The organism is Snuella sedimenti (assembly GCF_016428595.1).
Classification (GTDB): Bacteria; Bacteroidota; Bacteroidia; order Flavobacteriales; family Flavobacteriaceae; genus Snuella; species Snuella sedimenti.
This window is the reverse complement of record NZ_JAELVQ010000007.1, coordinates 80,667-99,218: the sequence shown is the minus strand read 5'-3', so window position 1 is coordinate 99,218 and position 18,552 is coordinate 80,667. Positions and strand designations below refer to the sequence as shown.

Genomic DNA, 18,552 nt, shown 5'->3' with positions numbered 1-18,552 from the left:
AAAACCTCCCCTCTTTTCCCAAAGAGGGGAATGAATTCCGCGAAGCGAAAGAATAGCCCCCCTCTAACAGCTCCCCCCTTTGCCCAAAAAAGAAAACGAATTCCGCAAAGCAAAAAAGAAAAAAAACTTAAAGCTCCCCTCTTTTCCCAAAGAGGGGAATGAATTTCGCGAAGCGGAAGAAAGGGGAGTTCATAACAGCTCCCTCTTAAGCCAAAGAGAAGTGCCTGTTTCATAAATACGTACGGAGTGTTTGATCTATTCAAACAAACTTTCATACAACCCTAAAAACTGCTTAATCCCAGCTTCCGCATTAAAATGCGTTTTTACAAACCCATGCGCATTTAAAACTATACGCTGCAAATCTGCTTCCGGAGTTTGACACACTGTTTGTATAGCCTCGGCAAGCGTTTCAGGATCCCGAACCGGCACCAGCCAACCCGTTTCATTAGGAACAACAACCTCTGCCATCCCACCACAATTGGTTGAAACCACGGGAATACCAAGGGCCATAGCCTCCAATACCACATTGGCTATACCTTCTTCCAAACTTGGGAGCAATAAACAATCAAAAGTTTTCATGGTTTCAAAAAGTTGCTGTTGGGGCAATCCATTTAAAACAGTAACCTCATTCTTTAAATCTAACTGATGCATCTGAAATAATATATCTTCAGTGATACTATTAGACGAAATAATAGTATAACTAACACTTAGCCCTTTGTCCTTTAGCATTTTGACAGCATCCAGTGCATAACGATAACCTTTTTTCCAATGAAACCGTCCCACAGACACTAAACGCACAACATTTCCCTCTCTTTTTTTATAAGTTGCAAACTGCTCAAATGTAACTTTAGGCACTAAGGAATGAATTACCTCTATACTATCTTTTGGAGCCCCATATTGTTGTGCCTCCCTGGCAATAGCCGCACTCACGGCATGGAATCCATCAACCTCAGGAAAATTATTACGGTAGCTATCCGCTAATTGCGGCTCAGCAATAGGGGAATAATTTATATGTGCCCCTCGTAAGCTCACAATAAGCTTTACCCCAAAAGCAGTTTTCAAGAACAACCACTTTTCCAGATCCTTTGCCCACTGAACATGAAATACATCTGGCAAATACAGTAATACAGGTACTACCTTACAAAAGGCATTATATTTGTTATAATAAGAATCTAGCTTGTTAACCTCTTTTAATGCCCGCTTAAAGCGACTCGGATACCGCAATAATAGTAGAAATACACGCCATTTTACCTGTATTAATCTTAGTATACGATGTTTAGACACACCATAAACTTTAATACGCCTATTATCATAAAAAATTGCTTCTTTCCTTGTTCCAAACAACAGTACATCATGCGTTTCAGCAACACCCTTTATTAAGTGCTCGATAAAAGTAGTACTCGGAATGTCTCCCGAATAAATTGCTATCTTCAAAGGTTTGTATTTTATTTGAGCCCTAAAGATAAACCATTTATTAAAACTACCAGCTCCCCTCTTTTCCCAAAGAGGGGAATGAATTCCGCAAAGCGGAAGAAAGGGGAGTTAAATAACCCCCTCACTCACAGCCCATTTCTGCCAAGCATAAACATGCCAAACACCCCAAGCAGAACCATGTTGCCTATCATAAAACCGCCTAACATACCCCCTAACAGCCTCAACATCCATCAATTCCGAAGCGTAAAAAGGCATATCAAAAATTAAAGTTTCAACATCCTCGCGTAACTGATTTCGCAACCAATGGTCCATGGGCACAGCAAAACCCTTTTTACCCGAAGTAATTAGAGTATCAGGATAATAACGCCGCATAACGTCCCTTAAAACCTTTTTTAAAATAGCATGCTCACGCCCCAAACCCGAATCCATTTGCCAAGCCCTATCAATCACCTGCTTACCCAAAAAAGGAACACGCACCTCTAGGCTATTGGCCATGCTCATACGATCAACCTTTACCAGAACCCGCTGTAAATGACCATAAAATTCCGTATACCGCAAACCTTGCAACAAACGATTTTTATTCATGGAGTTTTCAAAACAATAAAGCCTATCAAGCTCCTTTGAAAATGCACTACTAGGAAAAAAAGCATCCAGGTCGTCCTTAAAAACATACTGCTGTTTACTTTTAATAAAATCCGCCAAGCTTTTATAGTGATAAGGAGCCCAAGTTCGTATAATCCCCAACTTATTAAACAACCGTACCAAAGGCTTTCTAATTCCAAAAGGTATAACAAACCACCATCTTTTTTTAATGACGTCCAACATTCTCGGGTAACCAAAAAACAATTCATCACCCCCATCACCCGACAACATTACCGTATTGCCCTGTTTCGCTATTTTAGAAATAAGGTAAGTAGGCACACTCGAATAATCCCCAAAAGGCTCCGAAAGCAACCCAAAATGCACATCAATACTTGCCAGCAAGTCCTTAGCTTCAATTGTATGGATATGCTGTTCCAAATCCAAATGCTTGGCATAAGCACTCGCCGCTTTTCGCTCGTCCAGTTCGGCTTCGCTAACCCCTATGGTATAGCCCTTAATAGATTCCTGTTTCCGCTTGGCCATTGCTACAATTAACGGGCTATCAATCCCACCACTTAAAAAGCAAGCCAAAGGAACATCACTCACCAACTGCTGCCTAACACTATCCCCTATAACAGCATCCATAACATCCGCTGTTTCATCTTTGGCATCACTAAAACGAGACATCCCATCTTTAGAAAACGCCTTAAAAACAAAAGAGGAAATAGCCCCCGTATCCGAAATCTTTAAATAAGTTCCTGGATTAACCTGAAATATATCCCTATAAATAGTATTTGGAGCTGGCATATACCCAAATCCAAAATACTCCTTTACCACATCAGGCCTAAGTTCCAATTGCGCCTTAAACCAGTCGTGCTTAAAAATCTGGTTAAACTGCGACGCTGCCACAATGCCTTGTTTACTCACACCATAAAACAAGGGTTTAATGCCTGCAAAATCACGCGCCAGATAAAACGTATTTGTCTGGATATCTATAATAGCCATAGCAAACATACCATTGAGGACTGTCAATGTTTCTGCCACCCCTAAAACATCCAGTAAATGCACCAAAATTTCGGTATCCGAAGTCGATGTTAAACACTTAAGCCCGTACTGCTTTTCTAGTTCTTTATAATTATAAATCTCACCATTAAACACCACATGGTACCGTTTGCTGGGACTATATTTAGGTTGATTACCATTTTCACTAAGATCTAAAACAGCCAAACGGTTAAACCCCATATGGTAATCTACACCCTGTACTACGTGCGTACTATCTGGCCCACGGTGTTTGGACAAAGCCAATAGGCCCTCAAAATGCTTAGACTCGCTAAGTCCATTATTGCCAAAACAAAACTCTGTTAGGAAACCGCACATATCAATTAAATATAAAGTTTTTGGTTTCTTGTACTATATTTTTCCAATCATACCTTAAAGCCAATACGCGTTGCAAATGGGCAATACGCTCTAAATAAACAGCATCATCGATCAACCTTTTAATATACCTTGCCGTACCCTCTATATCTCCGGTATTAAACATTGGAATATTAGCCGATTCTGGTATATAGTTATCGACAGCTCCCACCCTGTTAACAATTAAAGGACATCCCGTACTTAAGGCTTCCAATATAGTATTAGAAGCTGTACAATCTATCAGAGATAGCAAAACGCCCTTACAAGAACGGTAGTAATACAAGAGTTGTTCATCATCGATCATATCATAAATAATCTCAGTATTCTTTGCATCCGCATATATCTCCGATTCCGCTTTAGGCATCACTATAACAAATGTAACCGGTAGGTTCAATTCATTTACCTTTTTAATAACTGCTATATTCCGGACATGATCCCTGTGTGAGACACCAAAAATCAAAATTGAATTGCTTCTTGTTACACGATTATCAGGTGTGAAAAAATGCGTATCAATACCATGTGGAATAAACTTAATATCGGCATCAGTATACTTCTTTAAAAATGGGATTTGATTAGGCCCCATAACAATTATTTTATCTAAAGCGCCAAGCACTTCTTTTCTGTTATACTGCAAACGCTTTTCTAACTCATAAGGCGGATGATGAAAGGTCGCTATTAATTTATTCTTTCTCAGATTAAATGGAAACTGTTTTAAATAATGCAAAAAATAGTAATCCATATCGCCATACAAAACAAATACTGTTTTTTTGTTAAAAATCCTAAATAAAATAAACAACTCTTTTAAAATAGTCTCGCTTCTATAATTTACAAGTTTTGTTTTTTTCTTTAAATAATTAGCTAGAGAATAAGGTAATGCAAATACTCTAGGCCATTTCACCTTCAAACTCATATAACTCACAACTCGTTGATAGCCTGAATATTTACCATGACGAGACCATTCTTTATATAAAATATAAATCTTGTTTCCCATTTAGATTCCTTTTAAAAAATAATCTTTTTTAAAAATCGCATAAAAGAATAGCCCAAACCAAAATTTTAAAAAAAACGGCTTAGAATATTTATAAATTAATCGACTTAACCGAAAAATAAATTTAAAACGGCCTTTTGATGCCAACAACTTGATATATTTTAGTGAAAACAAATAAGTCCTATTAAAATACTTATAGAACTCAGGCTTTCTCACATCAAATAAATGTTCCAACAATAAAATTCTTGCTAATAGATAATTATTAAACCTAAACACCAACGATGCATCTCGGGTTATTGATTCATTGGAATTTCTTACAAACAATACAGTCTCATCTAAAAAACAAAAGTCTGACTCCTGTAAATAAAAGGCTGATAATATATTAAAAAGCCATTCCTGACCACCTTGTAATCCCTCTTTCCAATTATTAATATGCACTACATCCCTTTTCCATAAAAGGGCTCCGGTTGCCCATCTTACTTTTTGCAAGACCAAAGCATCCTTAACATTGTCAACTATTAGCTTGTCAGACCAGAGATTTTCAGGGCAATCATTTGGTATTTGATCAAAAAATTCGGCATTAGATACGCAAACACTTTTATCTTGTTTTTCTAAGACTCTTATCTGCTTCTCTAATTTGTCATTTATTAAAACATCATCACTATCAAGCCAATTTATATATAGCCCTTTACTAAGTTCAAAACCATATTTCCTACAAGTATTTGCTCCTTTCAAATAACTATCTGGCCTTACATAATAACTAAATCTATTATCTAAATTACAAAATTTTAAAACTTCTTCCCGGGTATTATCTGTACTACCATCATCAACTATTATACATTCCCAAAACTCATAACTTTGGTTTAAAACAGATTGCAGTGTTTCACCCAACAAATGTGCTCTGTTGTATGTTGGAATAATAACTGAAACCAAAAAATCTTTACCCATGTAATACTTTTAAAAAGAATTCAAAATATTTTTTGGCTACTAAATTGGGAAGATTCTCTTTGTAAACCTTTTCATGGACAATACTTATATCTTCTTTAAGCCCTTTTTCCAAAGCATTTGTGACAGATTTAATATTTTTTGGATCAAATAAATAGTTAAAATCATTATTTAAAACTTCTTTTATATTACCAACTGCAGGCCCCACTATCGGTTTATTATAAGAAAATCCCAAATACACATTTCCTGAATTTAAATGCTTTATTCTTGGAACAAAAACTATATCGGCAGCACTAACAAAATACGGTATATCTTCCTGTTTAACAAAATCATAAAAAAACTTATACTTCGAAAACAATCCGTAATAAAATCTCACTATCTGTTTCATTAAAATCTTAAGTCGCCATGAAGGCACCCCCTCTAAAAAGTAAGGCATTCTAGAAACTAACAATAATTTATTGTCAGTTTTTAACTTATTAAAAGCCTTTAATATCAATTTTTTCTCTTCTTTAGTCCTTATATTACCAAACACCAATACTACTTTAGCATCTACTTTTATTGAAAATTTTTCCCTAGCTTGTTCTTGGGTTATATATTTTTTATTCTTGAGGTACAGCGGGTGTGGAATAACTGCATTGATTTTAGCCTTGTATTTAGGATAGTTCTTTAAAAGTTCTCGCAGGCTAAAATCACCTAAATGGATAATGCCATCACAATACTTTAAAATAATTACATAAAGAGCTTTAATATTTTTTATGCCCTTGTTATGAGGTTCTCTATTATGCCTGGTATAAACTATCTTGGAATATTGCTTCCATTGTTTAATATTTTTTTCCAGTTCAACCAAATCTTTATCCGAAACATCTTGCCATTCAAATAGAGCTTCAGGCCAGTGTATATTTACAATATTATATTCTTGTTTATAGTCCCTATAACTTCCATAAACAAAGTCCCCCTTAAAATAAGCATTTATCTCTTCTATATAGTTATTACTATTTTTTCCGAACGGGAGAAAAACCTTCATACTTTTCTATTCTAAATAATAACCCTGCAAAAAAACCTTTTACTTTATAATATAAATAGGGTGATTTATAACCTTTAACAATGATTGTCTTCTTGAACTCTTTTAAAAGATTCTTTAAAACAATTTTAACCGTTTTAAAATACTTATGATTAAATCGTTTTGCTATCAAAATTCTGTTACGTGTCATATAAAAGTAATAATTCTTTTTTTTCTGACTTGTTTCATGAAAAGCCTCTACTTTACTATCTACACAAATCTTATAACCGAGACTCTTAGCTCTTAAACACCATTCTGTCTCCTCGTAATACATAAAAAAAGTATCCAATAAAACCCCAATTTTATGCAATGCTTTTATGTTTATCATCAAACAGCTACCATTAACATAATCAATATCAAACCTTTGTTTTACGTTTACTTCTTTTTTGTTCTTTTTATAATTAATATGGGACGATTCAAACCCCTTTTCAGTATTTACCAAACCTCCATCTGAATAAATAATATCTGGAGTATCTCGAAAACAAATTCTTGGTCCAACAGCAGCAATCTCTTCATTACTAGAAATTAATTTTAATAAATGAATTAAAGTTTCCTTTTCTAATCTTATATCAGGATTTAATAAAAGGGCATAATTAATTTTTTTTTGACGCGCGATTTCTATCCCTATTTTATTACCGCCGCCATATCCCAAATTTTTATCGTTTTGTAAAAGATTTTTTTGTGGAATGTTTTGTTTCAAAAACAAAAGGTCTTTTGTTTTTGAATTGTTATCTATAATAAAAATGTTTAGAAAACTTAAATTAAATCTAGTTAAACTTCTATAAAGTTCCAAGGTGTCAATAGAACTATTATAATTTAATATAATTACAGATAACTTTAAAGATTTTAAATTATCAGATAACAAATTATTATTTACTTCCAACTTCTGCTGTTTTTTTTAGAGCTTTGTTAGTTAACCTTAAATAACTTAACCCATATTTTTTACAAGGTTCCAAATGATTTCCTTCCGCCCATTCATTCATCGCATTTATAAAAAGAAAGTTCTCGTCTTCTGAATATTTACGAAAACTATATACTATCCCCTTTAGCCACCTATAGTACTGCCTAGGAGAACTTTTCACCACAATTACCCCATTTGTGTTTTTTCTAGCTGTATTATCAAATGACGGAGACACACATCTGTAAAGTTTATAGCTAGGGATTTTTCTTTTTAAACTCAAATCAACTGCTTTGCGATAATCTCGTTTATTTAACACCTCTCTTTTTTTTATCTTTAACTTACAACATATTTTATTGAAAAATGACTCTTTTAATTTATGTCGTATTAACTGATGAGGAGCGAACTCAATGGAAGCATCAAAATTTATCAATGAAGGGTCCTTAACATTCCTAAAGCTTTCCGTGGTGCATAAATACAACCCCTTAAAACCAAACTCCTTGACAGCTATTTCTCGCCAAATATTTGCTGTTTCTTTTGCATTTGGTAATAGTTCATCTCTGTAAACAATAAATACAGGACAATCATTTACTTTAATATAACGTTTATCTGTAAAAACAAATTTACACAACCATCTTATATGGTCTTTATCATCATCAGAACTGTAATTTTGTTTTATTAAGATATCTTGATCTTTTCCGTCCCAACGCCTAGTCCAATTTTCATTAGCCCAACATAACATAAATGGTATATCAGGCTTCTTAAGTCTCAACATTTCATCTATTGGATAATTTAGCAGCCGTTTACTATTAAACCAATAATGATAGTAACAGAACCCATAAATACCATATTTCTTTGCCAAATTAGCTTGAGCTTCCCTAGCAACTTCTTGTCTTAAATCATAATACCCCAGCATTGTAGGTATGCGAGGTTGATAATGTCCTTTAAAAAGTGGTTCTGCCTTAATAACATTTGTCCAATCCGTAAATCCTTTGCCCCACCACAAATCATTTTCTGGAATTGGATGAAACTGTGGTAAAACAAATGCTATTGATCTAATTTTCATAAATTATCTAATTTCTTAGGCAACAATTATTTCGAGATATTCCATTCTAAATAAACAATTAAAAATCTTTGTGCAAATTTACAATCACTGAAACTCAAATAATCTGTCTACCATTAATTTTTGTTAATAAACATAGAACATTGATTACAACATAGACAAAACCGTTTTGTTGAAAAAATTCTATAAAAAATCCCTATCATTAGATTATACGATGTCTTATAAAAACTTTAAATTAATCTATCAGTTCTTATTATTTATTAGTATTTGGTCTAAAAAAATTAAATACTAATATTTTCCTTTTTTAAAATTCTTTCTATGGCTTTTTCATACCCCATTTCCTCATTGCCATAGTGAAATGCAAGAACAGAATTTATTTTTTCATAATCATCATTTTTAAAAAACATACCATCGAAACAAAGTTTTTTTAAGTCATCTAAATTTTTAAAAATATCTTCATCTACTCCTCCAATATCAATAAAATTCTCGTCCTTAAACCTAAAACATTTCCTATTATTCACTAAACATCGTAAATAAAGACTTGTTGTGTTACAAACTAAAAACTGTTTATCTATAATAAAATTATCCGGATTATTTATACCTTGAAAATAGTGCTTATCCTCAATAAAATCAAGTTTATCCCTATAATACCCAATATCGTTAGTAGGGTGAAATAAAATTTCAAATTTATATTCTCTTTCAATTGAAAATTGGTAAGCAATCTTCAAAATTTCCATATTCGTTTTCCTCCAATATTCCGCACTTAAAATAACTCCAAACTTTTTTATAAGTGGTAAACTTATACCTTTAACCTTTACACTTCGAATGTGACCCGGAAGGTTACTACCTGCATAAACAATTTTACTAAAATCAAAATTAGTAGCTTTCCATTGCTTATTAATACCTTTTCCCCAAGCCAACAAATAACTAGATATCAGGTTTTTATAATTTAAAACTACTTGTGAATAATTATTTTTATTCACACTTATATATAAAGCATGTTGTTGGGTTATTGTTATAACATTTAATCTAATACAAGCCTGTGTCAATATGTTTGCATACTCTTTTACATCGCAGAATGTAATAAGAAGTTTTATTTCATAATCTTTCAAAATCTCTAGAAGACGAAAATAATAGTCGTAATAATACAATGAAATAACATAAAAATTTAAGTTTCTATGAATACCATTGGAAGTATAATAATTTTTACTCGAGTATGTATAAAAGAACAGTTTAAATAAAAGAATAATTTTCTTAAAAGAATGTTTCATCCTAATCGCATTTTTATTCTTTTTATTTTTATCAACAGTTATTTCAGTTATTTCATAATTAACTACTAATTGATCTAAGACATAATTACACTGCTGTTGATAATCCCTTCTATTATCTTCTTGATGAAAAAACAAAATTGATTTGCCTGTATTTTCAAAATGAAATGGTGTTTCCAATTTCGTAAAAACAACCGCTTTTAAAAGTTTCGCTAAAACTTTGATTATTTTGTTTTTAGAAACAGTTGAAAATTGATTATCATAATGACATGCGTAAAAAATTTGATTTGCCATTACTCTTCCAAAATTCAGCCCCGATTGATTCACTTTTAGCCATTTTTTCCAAATAGCACTAACTTTTTTTTTATATCCTTTACCTACAATCATATCAACTTCTTACACCAAATGTTAAATTATAAAAATTAAGCTAGCTCCAATTTATATGAGCATTAAAAATCCCCATATCTATTTCTAATTTCATTAATTTTTATACCTTCAGCTACTTCAGATACAATTATGTTCTCCTTTTTTAGAATATCTATTGCAATTTTTAAAACTTTATCTTCATAATCTTGAGGGATAACAACAATACCTTGATTATCTGCAAAAATCAAATCATTCGGACATATAAAAACTTTTTCAATACATATTTTCTTATTAAAATCTTTCACTGTTCCTTTATGCTTAATATCCTGACAATTATAGCCTTTTGAAAAAACTGGAAATTGTAACTTTTTCACTTCATCAATATCTCTAGTATTACCTCCAATTATTGCTCCAATTGCCCCTGAACGAATTGCCAAATTAGCATTTAATTCACCAAAATAAGCATATTGAGGCACTTCATTTTCCACTACAATTATATCATTTGGAACAATAGTTTCATAAGTTAGTAATGCATCATAAATTGAACCTAAATCATCTTCATCTTTCTTTTTTATTTTCAATGTTTTTGCCCTTCCTAATAGTTTTCGCCCATCCAAATTAGTCATTAAACCAGATATTATTTGGTTATCAATACCTAAATCATCAAAAATATCAGACAAAATAGGAGATGACAATAAATGAGATAAATTTCTAAATAAACTTCTTTCATTTTCTCTAATTCCTGCTGCAATATAATTTGCAAGTATAAAATCTTTTGGATAATTAACGTCTATGGCTTCTATAGGTTCAGCTTCTAAAAGAAATGGTTTAACACCAATTCTCTTTTTCAAAGTGTGTGCTGTTCTATTCTTTACCATATACAACCCCATTGTTTCCAATATTGTATCTGGTAATTCATAACTATTGGGAATATTATCAATATCATAGTTTGTTTTAAAAGTTTTAGGATTCCAAGTGTATTGTTTCTCCTTCTTAATTAAGACAACAGAATCATAACTTTCATTTTGAGTCAAAATATCCAACCCCTTCTTAATAGTTTCAATTTTAATAAATGGACTTGTAGCTAGTAATTGAATATAAACGTCCGCTTCAACCTGACTAACTTCGTTATAAAACAATTTATGACCATCTATCACATTACTAGCTAATGCAGGGTCTCTTCTTAGAATCCTACAATCCACCTCACTAGCCAAATCGATTATAAAATCCGACTCAGTATCTAAGTATACTTCATCTATAAAATCACATGCAACTAATTTTTCCAGTTGTCTCAAAAAAAGTGGTTTCCCATCAAGTATTTTAACATTTTTATTCTCAATCCTATCACTATTTCCTTTGGCCGGTAAAAAAGCAACTATTTTCATTAAAAATTCAATATTTAATTAAACTCAATAATTTCTTACATATTGTTTTAATCTTGCATAAACATATTTCACAAAATATGAGTCAAGATACAAGAATGTATAATACAACCCCAAAAAAACTATAGCCCATTTATTTCGATACCCCAATTCTATTTTACGACACATCTTTAGAGCGGCTTTATAATCAGTAAGGCTAACTAGTTTTGGAAATTCGTTTTTAAAATCACTAATCAATTGTCGAGAAGCTCTAAATTGCCCCCATTTGTTGGTCGTTACCGAGCTTCGTTTAGAACTCCTATCCATATGCACCAACACCTTTGGAATTCCATACACCTGGGAGATTAATGCGAATCGCAAAACATAATCCCAGTCCACATTAAAATTACCATAAGTATTTCTAAAACTCAGGTTATTATTAACATGTGTTGCCCTGCGGAACATCATACAGGTATTAACTACCTTTAATTGATTAATGTACAAATACTTAAACAATTCGACTCCTTGCGGAAACGATTGACCATACACTAAAATACCAGGGAATTGTTTAGCTTGTGTATCACTAACAAACTCAGCTATTCCCGATACCAACCCCACTTTAGGATGTTGTCGCATCACCTCTAGCTGCCATTGCAATCGCTCCGGTACATACACATCGTCCTGTTCCGCCATGGCGATATAGATGGCTTCGGGAGCTATATACCCCATAAGCGCATTCAGGTTATTGGCCAGTCCCAAATTAACAGGATGTTCAATGATCCGAATCCGCTTATCCCGAAAGGCCTCCGCTATAACCTTAGAATCATCCTGTGTCCCATCAATACCTATCAAGAGTTCAAAATGCCCATGGGTTTGAGCAAGCAAACTTTCCAATGTTGCCTTTAAGGTACACTCCCCATTATAAACAGGCAATAAAATGGAAACAAGGGGCTTGGGTTTAGGCATACAATAAACGTTTTATCCCTACTAAAGCTTTAATGATGGGCTGGTACAATTTAAGTAATTTCCAGCGATTCTTCCAATGCAACTGCCAAAACACGTGTTTGTAATATTGAAAATAGAGTAAGGACGTTTCATTTAGCTGCCTTGCTTTATTCAAATAACTTGCTTGTTGGTCATGCAGCCGAAACCCCACCAACACAGCATCAATAAATCCAACCTCGTAATACGTCATAAGCCGATACCAATAATCACAATCTAAAGTTTGCTCTAGCTTTTCATTAAAAAATCCAATGGTATCAAAAACGGTTTTTTTTATCAACACAACAGTGGGTTCGCCTATCTTATTCTTGGGACTATTTAAAAATTCTTTATCCTTTAGGTAACATACTCCAGGCATAACACCCTGCTCAACTGTTAAATCTTGCCAGTAACTATGTAAATTACCATAAAAAGAAATATATTCTTTTAATTGAGGCGTAAGCGTATCATATAGAAATCGGCGCTTACAATATACCAGTCCAATTTTGGGATTTGTTAATGCCAATTGCATCATTTTATCTATACATGTAGGTTCTAAAATGTCGTCTTGAAATAAAAATTTAATATAATCGCCTTTTGCTTGCTTTACACAATTATTCCAATTAGCCCCAATACCTTGTGGCTTATGATTATAAACACTTATAGGAATATTGGTCTTTTGTTTATAAGTTTCAACAATTTTTAGGGTTCCATCCAGCGAAGCATCATCAGAGACAATAATTTCAATATTTGAATAGGTTTGAACAATAGCAGAATGTAAAGCTTGGTCTAAATAAGCTTCGCCGTTATAAGTAGGTATGCATATGGAGACAAGGTGTTTCATTGCATTATTTTTCTTAATTTACGTAATAGCTTAACACCAAAGAAAGCTAATTTTTTTAAAATGCTGTAATTATATCTCATTATATCCCTGCTTTCAATGTAATAATCGTACTTATGAGAATGATATATAGAATAGATATTCTTAAAAACATTTCCTTTAATGCTTTTTATCTTTTGACCTGTTTTATGAATAACATAGACAATAGATAACTGATCTCTACGACTATACTTTAAGGTCTGCTCCCACCAAAACGGATAAAAATTTCCCGAATCAATGTTTTGGTTTTTAATTAAAATCCCAGAGGCGTACATCCCAAAGTGAGCTGGCATACCGTTAAAAAAATATATTAAAGCCTGTCTTAAAATGCGCAATGAAAAATCTTTGTTTATTCTAATGCTGGTCATAGCCTCACTATAAAAATCATCACGATCGGGATGCACATACATGGTTAAAAAAGAATTTTCCGCTAATTCAATTAGGTTAGGTAATTTATCAAAAACTAATTGAATGTTAGAATCGTGCCATATTAGAACGTCATATGCTTTTAATAGAGGGTCACCCATATGCTTGTAGTAAAAAGCATTCTTTGAAATATCTTTAAAAATTAATGGCTTTATTATAGTTTTATATGGAAAAACACTTATATCTGTATCAGTAAATAAGTAAAAGCTAATATCACTACCATCCACATAGTTTAAAGGCGTTAGTAGCTCATCCTTACCTCCAAAATTAGCGGTATAAACTGCTATTTTCATATAATTCTTTTTGAATATAACATAATTAAATAATAAAATCCTTTAGCTCCAAATTCAATTAAAATAGCTTTAATAATGCCTCTCTCTAACAATCTTTCTTTTAAGGGGAGTTTGCCTAACAATCTAAAGCAGCGATAAACTAAAAAGCTTCTTGCTGTTTTAGGAGCTTCATCTTTAACTTCTAAATACGTATTCCAATAGGTGAAAAAATAACCTAAATAAGTTTTGCGTTTACTGCCCCGTAACCTTCCCCTAATAGACGCTTTATGGTATCTTATTAAGGTAACCACTTCTTCAATAAAAATACCGTTTTCCCTCAATAGGATAATTTTACAAAAATAATTGTATTCCTGTCCAGACATTAAACTTTCATTAAACCTCACTTGTTTAGCTAGGTTTGATTTCATAAGTGTATCACAGGTTAACCAATTTATTTTATGGGTAATATAATTAATGGGCGTGATGTCCTTAGTGGTAAATTGGTACTGGTTCGCCAAGGTCTTGTTTAATTCTTCATTATTTAAATAACGGGATTGCGCCACCACAAAGTGATAATCTCCACTTTGTAAAGCTTTTATCTTTACCTCTAGATGATTTGGAGCCATTAAATCGTCACTATCAAAAAACATAATATAATCTCCTTTAGCCTTTTGAAGCCCCAAATTTCTGCAAGTATTTGCTCCTTTAAGTTTGGTTTCGGGTCTAAACAAAACAACAAACCTTGAATCCTTTAGATTATAATCTCTTAATATTTCTAAAGTATTATCTGAAGAACCATCATCAATCACAATACACTCCCAATTAGTATGTGTTTGCTTTTGGATAGACTTTAGCGTGTTACTTATAAGATGAGCCCTATTGTATGCAGGTATTATTATGGATACTAAATTATTGTCTGACATTAAAAAACTTATGTTGATTGAATTACACTAAGCGTTTAGATTTTTTTAATAATTAAATAACCTTTTCCAAAACACTTAAAAGACACATATGCTAATTTAAGGTAACATTTTTCTATAAATGATAAATTAAAGAGATTCTTGATATATTTATATACTGCTTTAGCTTTGATATAGTCATTTTTACTGAGCATATTGTAATACGACTCAGTAAAATAATTAAAAAAATAGGTTTGCGCTTTAATGCTCAAACCATTACCAAATAAAATATATATCTTTTTTCTTGCTAAAAAATAATTCCAAAGCACATTAGCATTTCTTTGCGAAGACATACTTTCTTCATGATTCCTAAAAAACACTAATACTTGATTTACAAAACTATAATCTTTATCATAGTGTAAAACTCTACTGAAAAATTCCCATTCTTGAGCGGCTTGCAAATCTTCATCGAACTTTAATCCAAAATTTATTAAAAACTCTTTTTTGAAAAGTGGAGCTTGAGTTAGCCAAATATTTCTTTTCATTAAAAACTTCTCAAAAACATCATTTGATGTAGGGTGAGTTCTAAGAACACCAATAACATTAGAACAATTATTTTTGAATTTTGCCGTTTTACAAATGCAAAAATTAGATTTAGATTCAATCAACTTTGAAATTTGAAGTTCAATCTTATTCTCATGCATTAAATCATCACTATCAAACCAATTTATATATTCTCCTTTACTTATTTTTAAACCGTAATTTCTGCATGCATTAGCTCCTTTGGGTTTGTTTTGAGGTCTTCTGAAAAATTGTATTCTGGAATCTCTAATTTGAAAACCTTGCACCACTTGCTCAGTATTATCAGTACTACCATCATCAATGACCAAACATTCCCAATGGACATAAGTCTGATTTTGGATTGATAGTAATGTTTCACCTATTAAAGCCGCTCTATTATAGGTTGGTATAATAATGGAAACCAACATACTCATAATTCACTATAAATTTCTAACCATTTTTTGTGTAAAAAAGTAGAGTCATAATGTTGTTTAACAAATTCTCTGCCTATTTCTCCCATTTTTTTTCTCACCTCTTCATGTTCAATTAAAAACACTATTTTTTTTACAAACTCTTCAAGGTTCTTTTCTGTAACTACAAACCCTGATTCGCCATCAACAACTCCTTCTTTCATACCTCCAACGTCCGATATTACCACAGGTAATTTCATAGACTGAGCTTCTTGTATAACTAGGCCTTGTGCCTCACACCTGCCATTCTGATCAATAATTCCAGGAAATAGAAATACATCACTTTGCTCCATTAATTGCTTTATATAATCTTGTGGTTTTGAACCATGGAAAACAACATTACTCTCTAAATTATGATCAGAAACATATGCTTTACACACTTCCATTTCTGAACCATCACCAACAATATGAAAACAAACCTGTCTTTGAAGTTCTAATTTTAATCTATGTACAATTTTTATAGACATCAAAGGTGCTTTTAAGGGGATAAGTCTACCTACGAATAAAAGATTAAAAACTTTACTGTTCTTCTTTACTTTAGGTTTAAAATAATCTGTATCTAAACCCATAGGAAGAATGCTTATTTTAGAATTACTAGCTCCTAATGCCACTATGCGTTTCTTAACATAATTCGTATTTACAGTAAAAAAAACATTCGGTTGATTAAATAACGTTTTATAAAAATGTTCACTATAATTGTGGGCATCATACCCATGAAAGGTTACTATAGTTTTTTTATTAAAAGCTTTTATTTGTTCAATCATGTTAACAGCATTAGTGCCAAAGTGAATATGCAATATGCTGTAATTTTGTATTTTAAAGTAATACTTAAAATATTGTTTAAAAAAATTATGAGTATTTACAATTTTTCCTTTTTTAAAAAATAATGAAAAAAACAAATCTATAAACACACCGCGTAATAAAGCCTTAATTAAAATTAATTTTATAAGAAAAAATTTTTTAAATATAGTTGCAGGCATGAAGCTTTTCCAATTCAACACAATAGCTTCTTCTATTAAATCAAAAGCATCAAAACATGAATTAGCTACATCCATTTTAAAACAAAAAACACTTACATCATGTCCAAATGTTTTTAATGAATTTATTTGATTAACAACAAAAGTTTCTGATACCTCCGGGAAACTACCTGTAACCACACCTATTTTCATAAAATTACCCCATAGCTTTATAGATTCGGCGAATATGCTTTAAAAAGTCCAAAATAGAATAATTGATCAATAATAATTTAGCACTGAATTTTAGCGCTTTCAAAAAATGCGCTTCCATAATATTGGCTTGTATAAAATTCTTATAAGATTTGATATATTTTTTTTTTAGAAAAATATTAGATTTATTAGATAAATACAATTCTTTGTAACATTCAAAGCTTTTTTTATGTCTACCTAATCTGGATAGTGAAGAGTACACTCCTCCGTCATGTAGCCTATAAACAGCTCCAATAAAATTTAAACAAGCTCCCTTTCCTTTATTTAACAGCTCTACAATTATATGAATATCTCTAAACAACTGATACTTTCCAGCCAAACCAATATTAAAACTTCGTCTTCTGTAAACTAAGGTCTGAGTACCTATTTGCCATCCCCTATAAAGTTTTTCAAAATCAAAATCAATTTCAGTTTGATTGATTTTAAAATATTTAATATTATGATCTAAATCAAACTTTCTCGAATCCTGATGTAAAGTCTTGAATCTCGTCCAGCAAAAACTATATTCTAAGTTATTCTTCAAAAAATTCACCTGTCTTTGAAGTTTGTTTGAGTCTACCCAATAATCATCTCCTTCTAACGCTGCAACATACTCACCTTCAACATTACTTAACAAATCAATGTTATTTTGTCTTACCCCTACATTTTCATTTTGTAATAATAATTTAAATAAATTAGGGTATTTTTCCTGATATGTTTTTAAAATATTCCTCGTGCCATCTGTAGATGCATCATCGGCAACTATTATTTTATATTGAAAATCTACATTTTGACTAAGAACGCTTTCTAAAGCCTCTACAATATACTTCTCCTGATTGTAAGCTAGCATTGCCACACAAACTAGACAATTTGAATCTGTTTGGTCAATCAAACAATAAGAAGATGATTCAATTTTCAATCCCAATATTTGTTTTTATTTACTAATTCAAAATAATCTTCCCTTGTAACCCCTACAATAATTCTATCCCAAAACCGGTTTTTTCTGAAGTACCAATTACGCTGCCTTCCCTCTTCTTTCCAACCACAATGTTTTGTAATAAACCCCAATCCTGGAACATTATACTCTATAACGGTTCCATCCAGCCGCTCCAATCCCAATTCTTCAAAAGCATATTTTTGAATTGCCATAAATGTGTCTATACCATACCCCTTGCCTCTAGTATCTTTATCTCCTAATTGAAGACCAGCAAAAGCATGCTTGTTTTTCCAATCAATATCAACTAAACTTACAGTACCTATTAAGCCATGAACTTCAGTATCGATTGCAAACCTTTGGTTTAAAGTATTAGGCCCTAAATTTTCGTACCATTTTCTTTGATCTTTTTTTCCTATTGGAAAATGCCATCCTCCTAGCATATACCAAATTTCTGGATCATTGGACCATTTATGTAACAATTCTAAATCCTCCTCTTCTATAGCCCTTAAAGTCACTTTTTTACCTAGTATATTCATATGTTAT

18 protein-coding genes are annotated in these 18,552 nt (G+C 32.0%); 1 reads left to right on the top strand and 17 read right to left on the bottom strand.

What is annotated here, in order from left to right:
* Positions 1-79 precede the first annotated feature (79 nt).
* The gene (locus tag JF259_RS07375; protein ID WP_199114670.1) at positions 80-235 is read left to right on the top strand and encodes a hypothetical protein; all 156 of its coding nucleotides are present in this window, start codon (positions 80-82) and stop codon (positions 233-235) included.
* A 20-nt stretch (positions 236-255) separates the two neighbouring features.
* Here the strand turns inward: JF259_RS07375 and JF259_RS07370 are convergent, their stop codons facing one another.
* From JF259_RS07370 to JF259_RS07290, 17 genes are all read right to left on the bottom strand, one after another.
* A complete protein-coding gene (locus JF259_RS07370) occupies positions 256-1,434 on the bottom strand; it encodes a glycosyltransferase family 4 protein (RefSeq protein WP_199114669.1) in 1,179 nt (392 codons plus the stop codon).
* A 108-nt stretch (positions 1,435-1,542) separates the two neighbouring features.
* Complete coding sequence (asnB, locus tag JF259_RS07365; protein WP_199114668.1) at positions 1,543-3,393, bottom strand: asparagine synthase (glutamine-hydrolyzing); 1,851 nt, start codon at positions 3,391-3,393, stop codon at positions 1,543-1,545.
* Between the two features lies 1 nt (position 3,394).
* On the bottom strand, positions 3,395-4,420 hold the full coding sequence (locus JF259_RS07360; protein ID WP_199114667.1) for a glycosyltransferase family 4 protein: 1,026 nt from the start codon (positions 4,418-4,420) through the stop codon (positions 3,395-3,397).
* Entirely contained in the window at positions 4,421-5,365 is a 945-nt protein-coding gene (locus tag JF259_RS07355; protein ID WP_199114666.1) for a glycosyltransferase family 2 protein, read from the bottom strand.
* Positions 5,358-6,386, bottom strand: a complete 1,029-nt coding sequence (locus tag JF259_RS07350; RefSeq protein WP_199114665.1) for a glycosyltransferase family 4 protein — start codon at positions 6,384-6,386, stop codon at positions 5,358-5,360. Before JF259_RS07350 ends, JF259_RS07355 begins: the two co-directional genes overlap by 8 nt.
* On the bottom strand, positions 6,355-7,305 hold the full coding sequence (locus JF259_RS07345; RefSeq protein WP_199114664.1) for a glycosyltransferase family 2 protein: 951 nt from the start codon (positions 7,303-7,305) through the stop codon (positions 6,355-6,357). Before JF259_RS07345 ends, JF259_RS07350 begins: the two co-directional genes overlap by 32 nt.
* A complete protein-coding gene (locus tag JF259_RS07340) occupies positions 7,292-8,386 on the bottom strand; it encodes a glycoside hydrolase family 99-like domain-containing protein (protein WP_199114663.1) in 1,095 nt (364 codons plus the stop codon). Before JF259_RS07340 ends, JF259_RS07345 begins: the two co-directional genes overlap by 14 nt.
* A 278-nt stretch (positions 8,387-8,664) precedes the next feature.
* Positions 8,665-10,038 (bottom strand): hypothetical protein, encoded by a 1,374-nt coding sequence (locus JF259_RS07335; RefSeq protein WP_199114662.1) that lies wholly within the window; start codon positions 10,036-10,038, stop codon positions 8,665-8,667.
* 62 nt (positions 10,039-10,100) lie between these two features.
* Positions 10,101-11,402, bottom strand: a complete 1,302-nt coding sequence (locus tag JF259_RS07330; RefSeq protein WP_199114661.1) for an RraA family protein — start codon at positions 11,400-11,402, stop codon at positions 10,101-10,103.
* A gap of 24 nt (positions 11,403-11,426) precedes the next feature.
* The gene (locus JF259_RS07325) at positions 11,427-12,344 is read right to left on the bottom strand and encodes a glycosyltransferase family 2 protein (protein WP_199114660.1); all 918 of its coding nucleotides are present in this window, start codon (positions 12,342-12,344) and stop codon (positions 11,427-11,429) included.
* The gene (locus JF259_RS07320) at positions 12,337-13,203 is read right to left on the bottom strand and encodes a glycosyltransferase family 2 protein (RefSeq protein WP_199114659.1); all 867 of its coding nucleotides are present in this window, start codon (positions 13,201-13,203) and stop codon (positions 12,337-12,339) included. The genes JF259_RS07325 and JF259_RS07320 overlap by 8 nt, the downstream gene beginning before the upstream one ends.
* Positions 13,200-13,958, bottom strand: coding sequence for a glycosyltransferase domain-containing protein (locus tag JF259_RS07315; protein WP_199114658.1), 759 nt, complete (start codon positions 13,956-13,958; stop codon positions 13,200-13,202). Before JF259_RS07315 ends, JF259_RS07320 begins: the two co-directional genes overlap by 4 nt.
* Positions 13,955-14,860 carry a glycosyltransferase family 2 protein gene (locus tag JF259_RS07310; RefSeq protein ID WP_199114657.1) on the bottom strand — a complete coding sequence of 302 codons (906 nt, stop codon included), beginning with the start codon at positions 14,858-14,860 and terminating at the stop codon, positions 13,955-13,957. Before JF259_RS07310 ends, JF259_RS07315 begins: the two co-directional genes overlap by 4 nt.
* 35 nt (positions 14,861-14,895) lie before the next feature.
* Positions 14,896-15,831, bottom strand: a complete 936-nt coding sequence (locus JF259_RS07305; protein WP_233164151.1) for a glycosyltransferase family 2 protein — start codon at positions 15,829-15,831, stop codon at positions 14,896-14,898.
* The gene (locus JF259_RS07300) at positions 15,828-17,036 is read right to left on the bottom strand and encodes a glycosyltransferase family 4 protein (RefSeq protein WP_199114656.1); all 1,209 of its coding nucleotides are present in this window, start codon (positions 17,034-17,036) and stop codon (positions 15,828-15,830) included. Before JF259_RS07300 ends, JF259_RS07305 begins: the two co-directional genes overlap by 4 nt.
* 4 nt (positions 17,037-17,040) lie before the next feature.
* A complete protein-coding gene (locus JF259_RS07295; RefSeq protein WP_199114655.1) occupies positions 17,041-17,991 on the bottom strand; it encodes a glycosyltransferase in 951 nt (316 codons plus the stop codon).
* On the bottom strand, positions 17,988-18,545 hold the full coding sequence (locus JF259_RS07290; protein ID WP_199114654.1) for a GNAT family N-acetyltransferase: 558 nt from the start codon (positions 18,543-18,545) through the stop codon (positions 17,988-17,990). Before JF259_RS07290 ends, JF259_RS07295 begins: the two co-directional genes overlap by 4 nt.
* Positions 18,546-18,552: the final 7 nt, after the last annotated feature.

What these genes read in the sequence shown, in the direction of transcription:
- JF259_RS07310 (WP_199114657.1), bottom strand. Translation starts at nt 14,860, where the DNA reads ATGTCAGACAATAATTTAGTATCCATAATAATACCTGCATACAATAGG.
- JF259_RS07360 (WP_199114667.1), bottom strand. Translation starts at nt 4,420, where the DNA reads ATGGGAAACAAGATTTATATTTTATATAAAGAATGGTCTCGTCATGGT.
- JF259_RS07355 (WP_199114666.1), bottom strand. Translation starts at nt 5,365, where the DNA reads ATGGGTAAAGATTTTTTGGTTTCAGTTATTATTCCAACATACAACAGA.
- JF259_RS07305 (WP_233164151.1), bottom strand. Translation starts at nt 15,831, where the DNA reads ATGAGTATGTTGGTTTCCATTATTATACCAACCTATAATAGAGCGGCT.
- JF259_RS07340 (WP_199114663.1), bottom strand. Translation starts at nt 8,386, where the DNA reads ATGAAAATTAGATCAATAGCATTTGTTTTACCACAGTTTCATCCAATT.
- JF259_RS07320 (WP_199114659.1), bottom strand. Translation starts at nt 13,203, where the DNA reads ATGAAACACCTTGTCTCCATATGCATACCTACTTATAACGGCGAAGCT.
- JF259_RS07315 (WP_199114658.1), bottom strand. Translation starts at nt 13,958, where the DNA reads ATGAAAATAGCAGTTTATACCGCTAATTTTGGAGGTAAGGATGAGCTA.
- JF259_RS07350 (WP_199114665.1), bottom strand. Translation starts at nt 6,386, where the DNA reads ATGAAGGTTTTTCTCCCGTTCGGAAAAAATAGTAATAACTATATAGAA.
- JF259_RS07335 (WP_199114662.1), bottom strand. Translation starts at nt 10,038, where the DNA reads ATGATTGTAGGTAAAGGATATAAAAAAAAAGTTAGTGCTATTTGGAAA.
- JF259_RS07330 (WP_199114661.1), bottom strand. Translation starts at nt 11,402, where the DNA reads ATGAAAATAGTTGCTTTTTTACCGGCCAAAGGAAATAGTGATAGGATT.
- JF259_RS07325 (WP_199114660.1), bottom strand. Translation starts at nt 12,344, where the DNA reads ATGCCTAAACCCAAGCCCCTTGTTTCCATTTTATTGCCTGTTTATAAT.
- JF259_RS07290 (WP_199114654.1), bottom strand. Translation starts at nt 18,545, where the DNA reads ATGAATATACTAGGTAAAAAAGTGACTTTAAGGGCTATAGAAGAGGAG.
- JF259_RS07300 (WP_199114656.1), bottom strand. Translation starts at nt 17,036, where the DNA reads ATGAAAATAGGTGTGGTTACAGGTAGTTTCCCGGAGGTATCAGAAACT.
- asnB (WP_199114668.1), bottom strand. Translation starts at nt 3,393, where the DNA reads ATGTGCGGTTTCCTAACAGAGTTTTGTTTTGGCAATAATGGACTTAGC.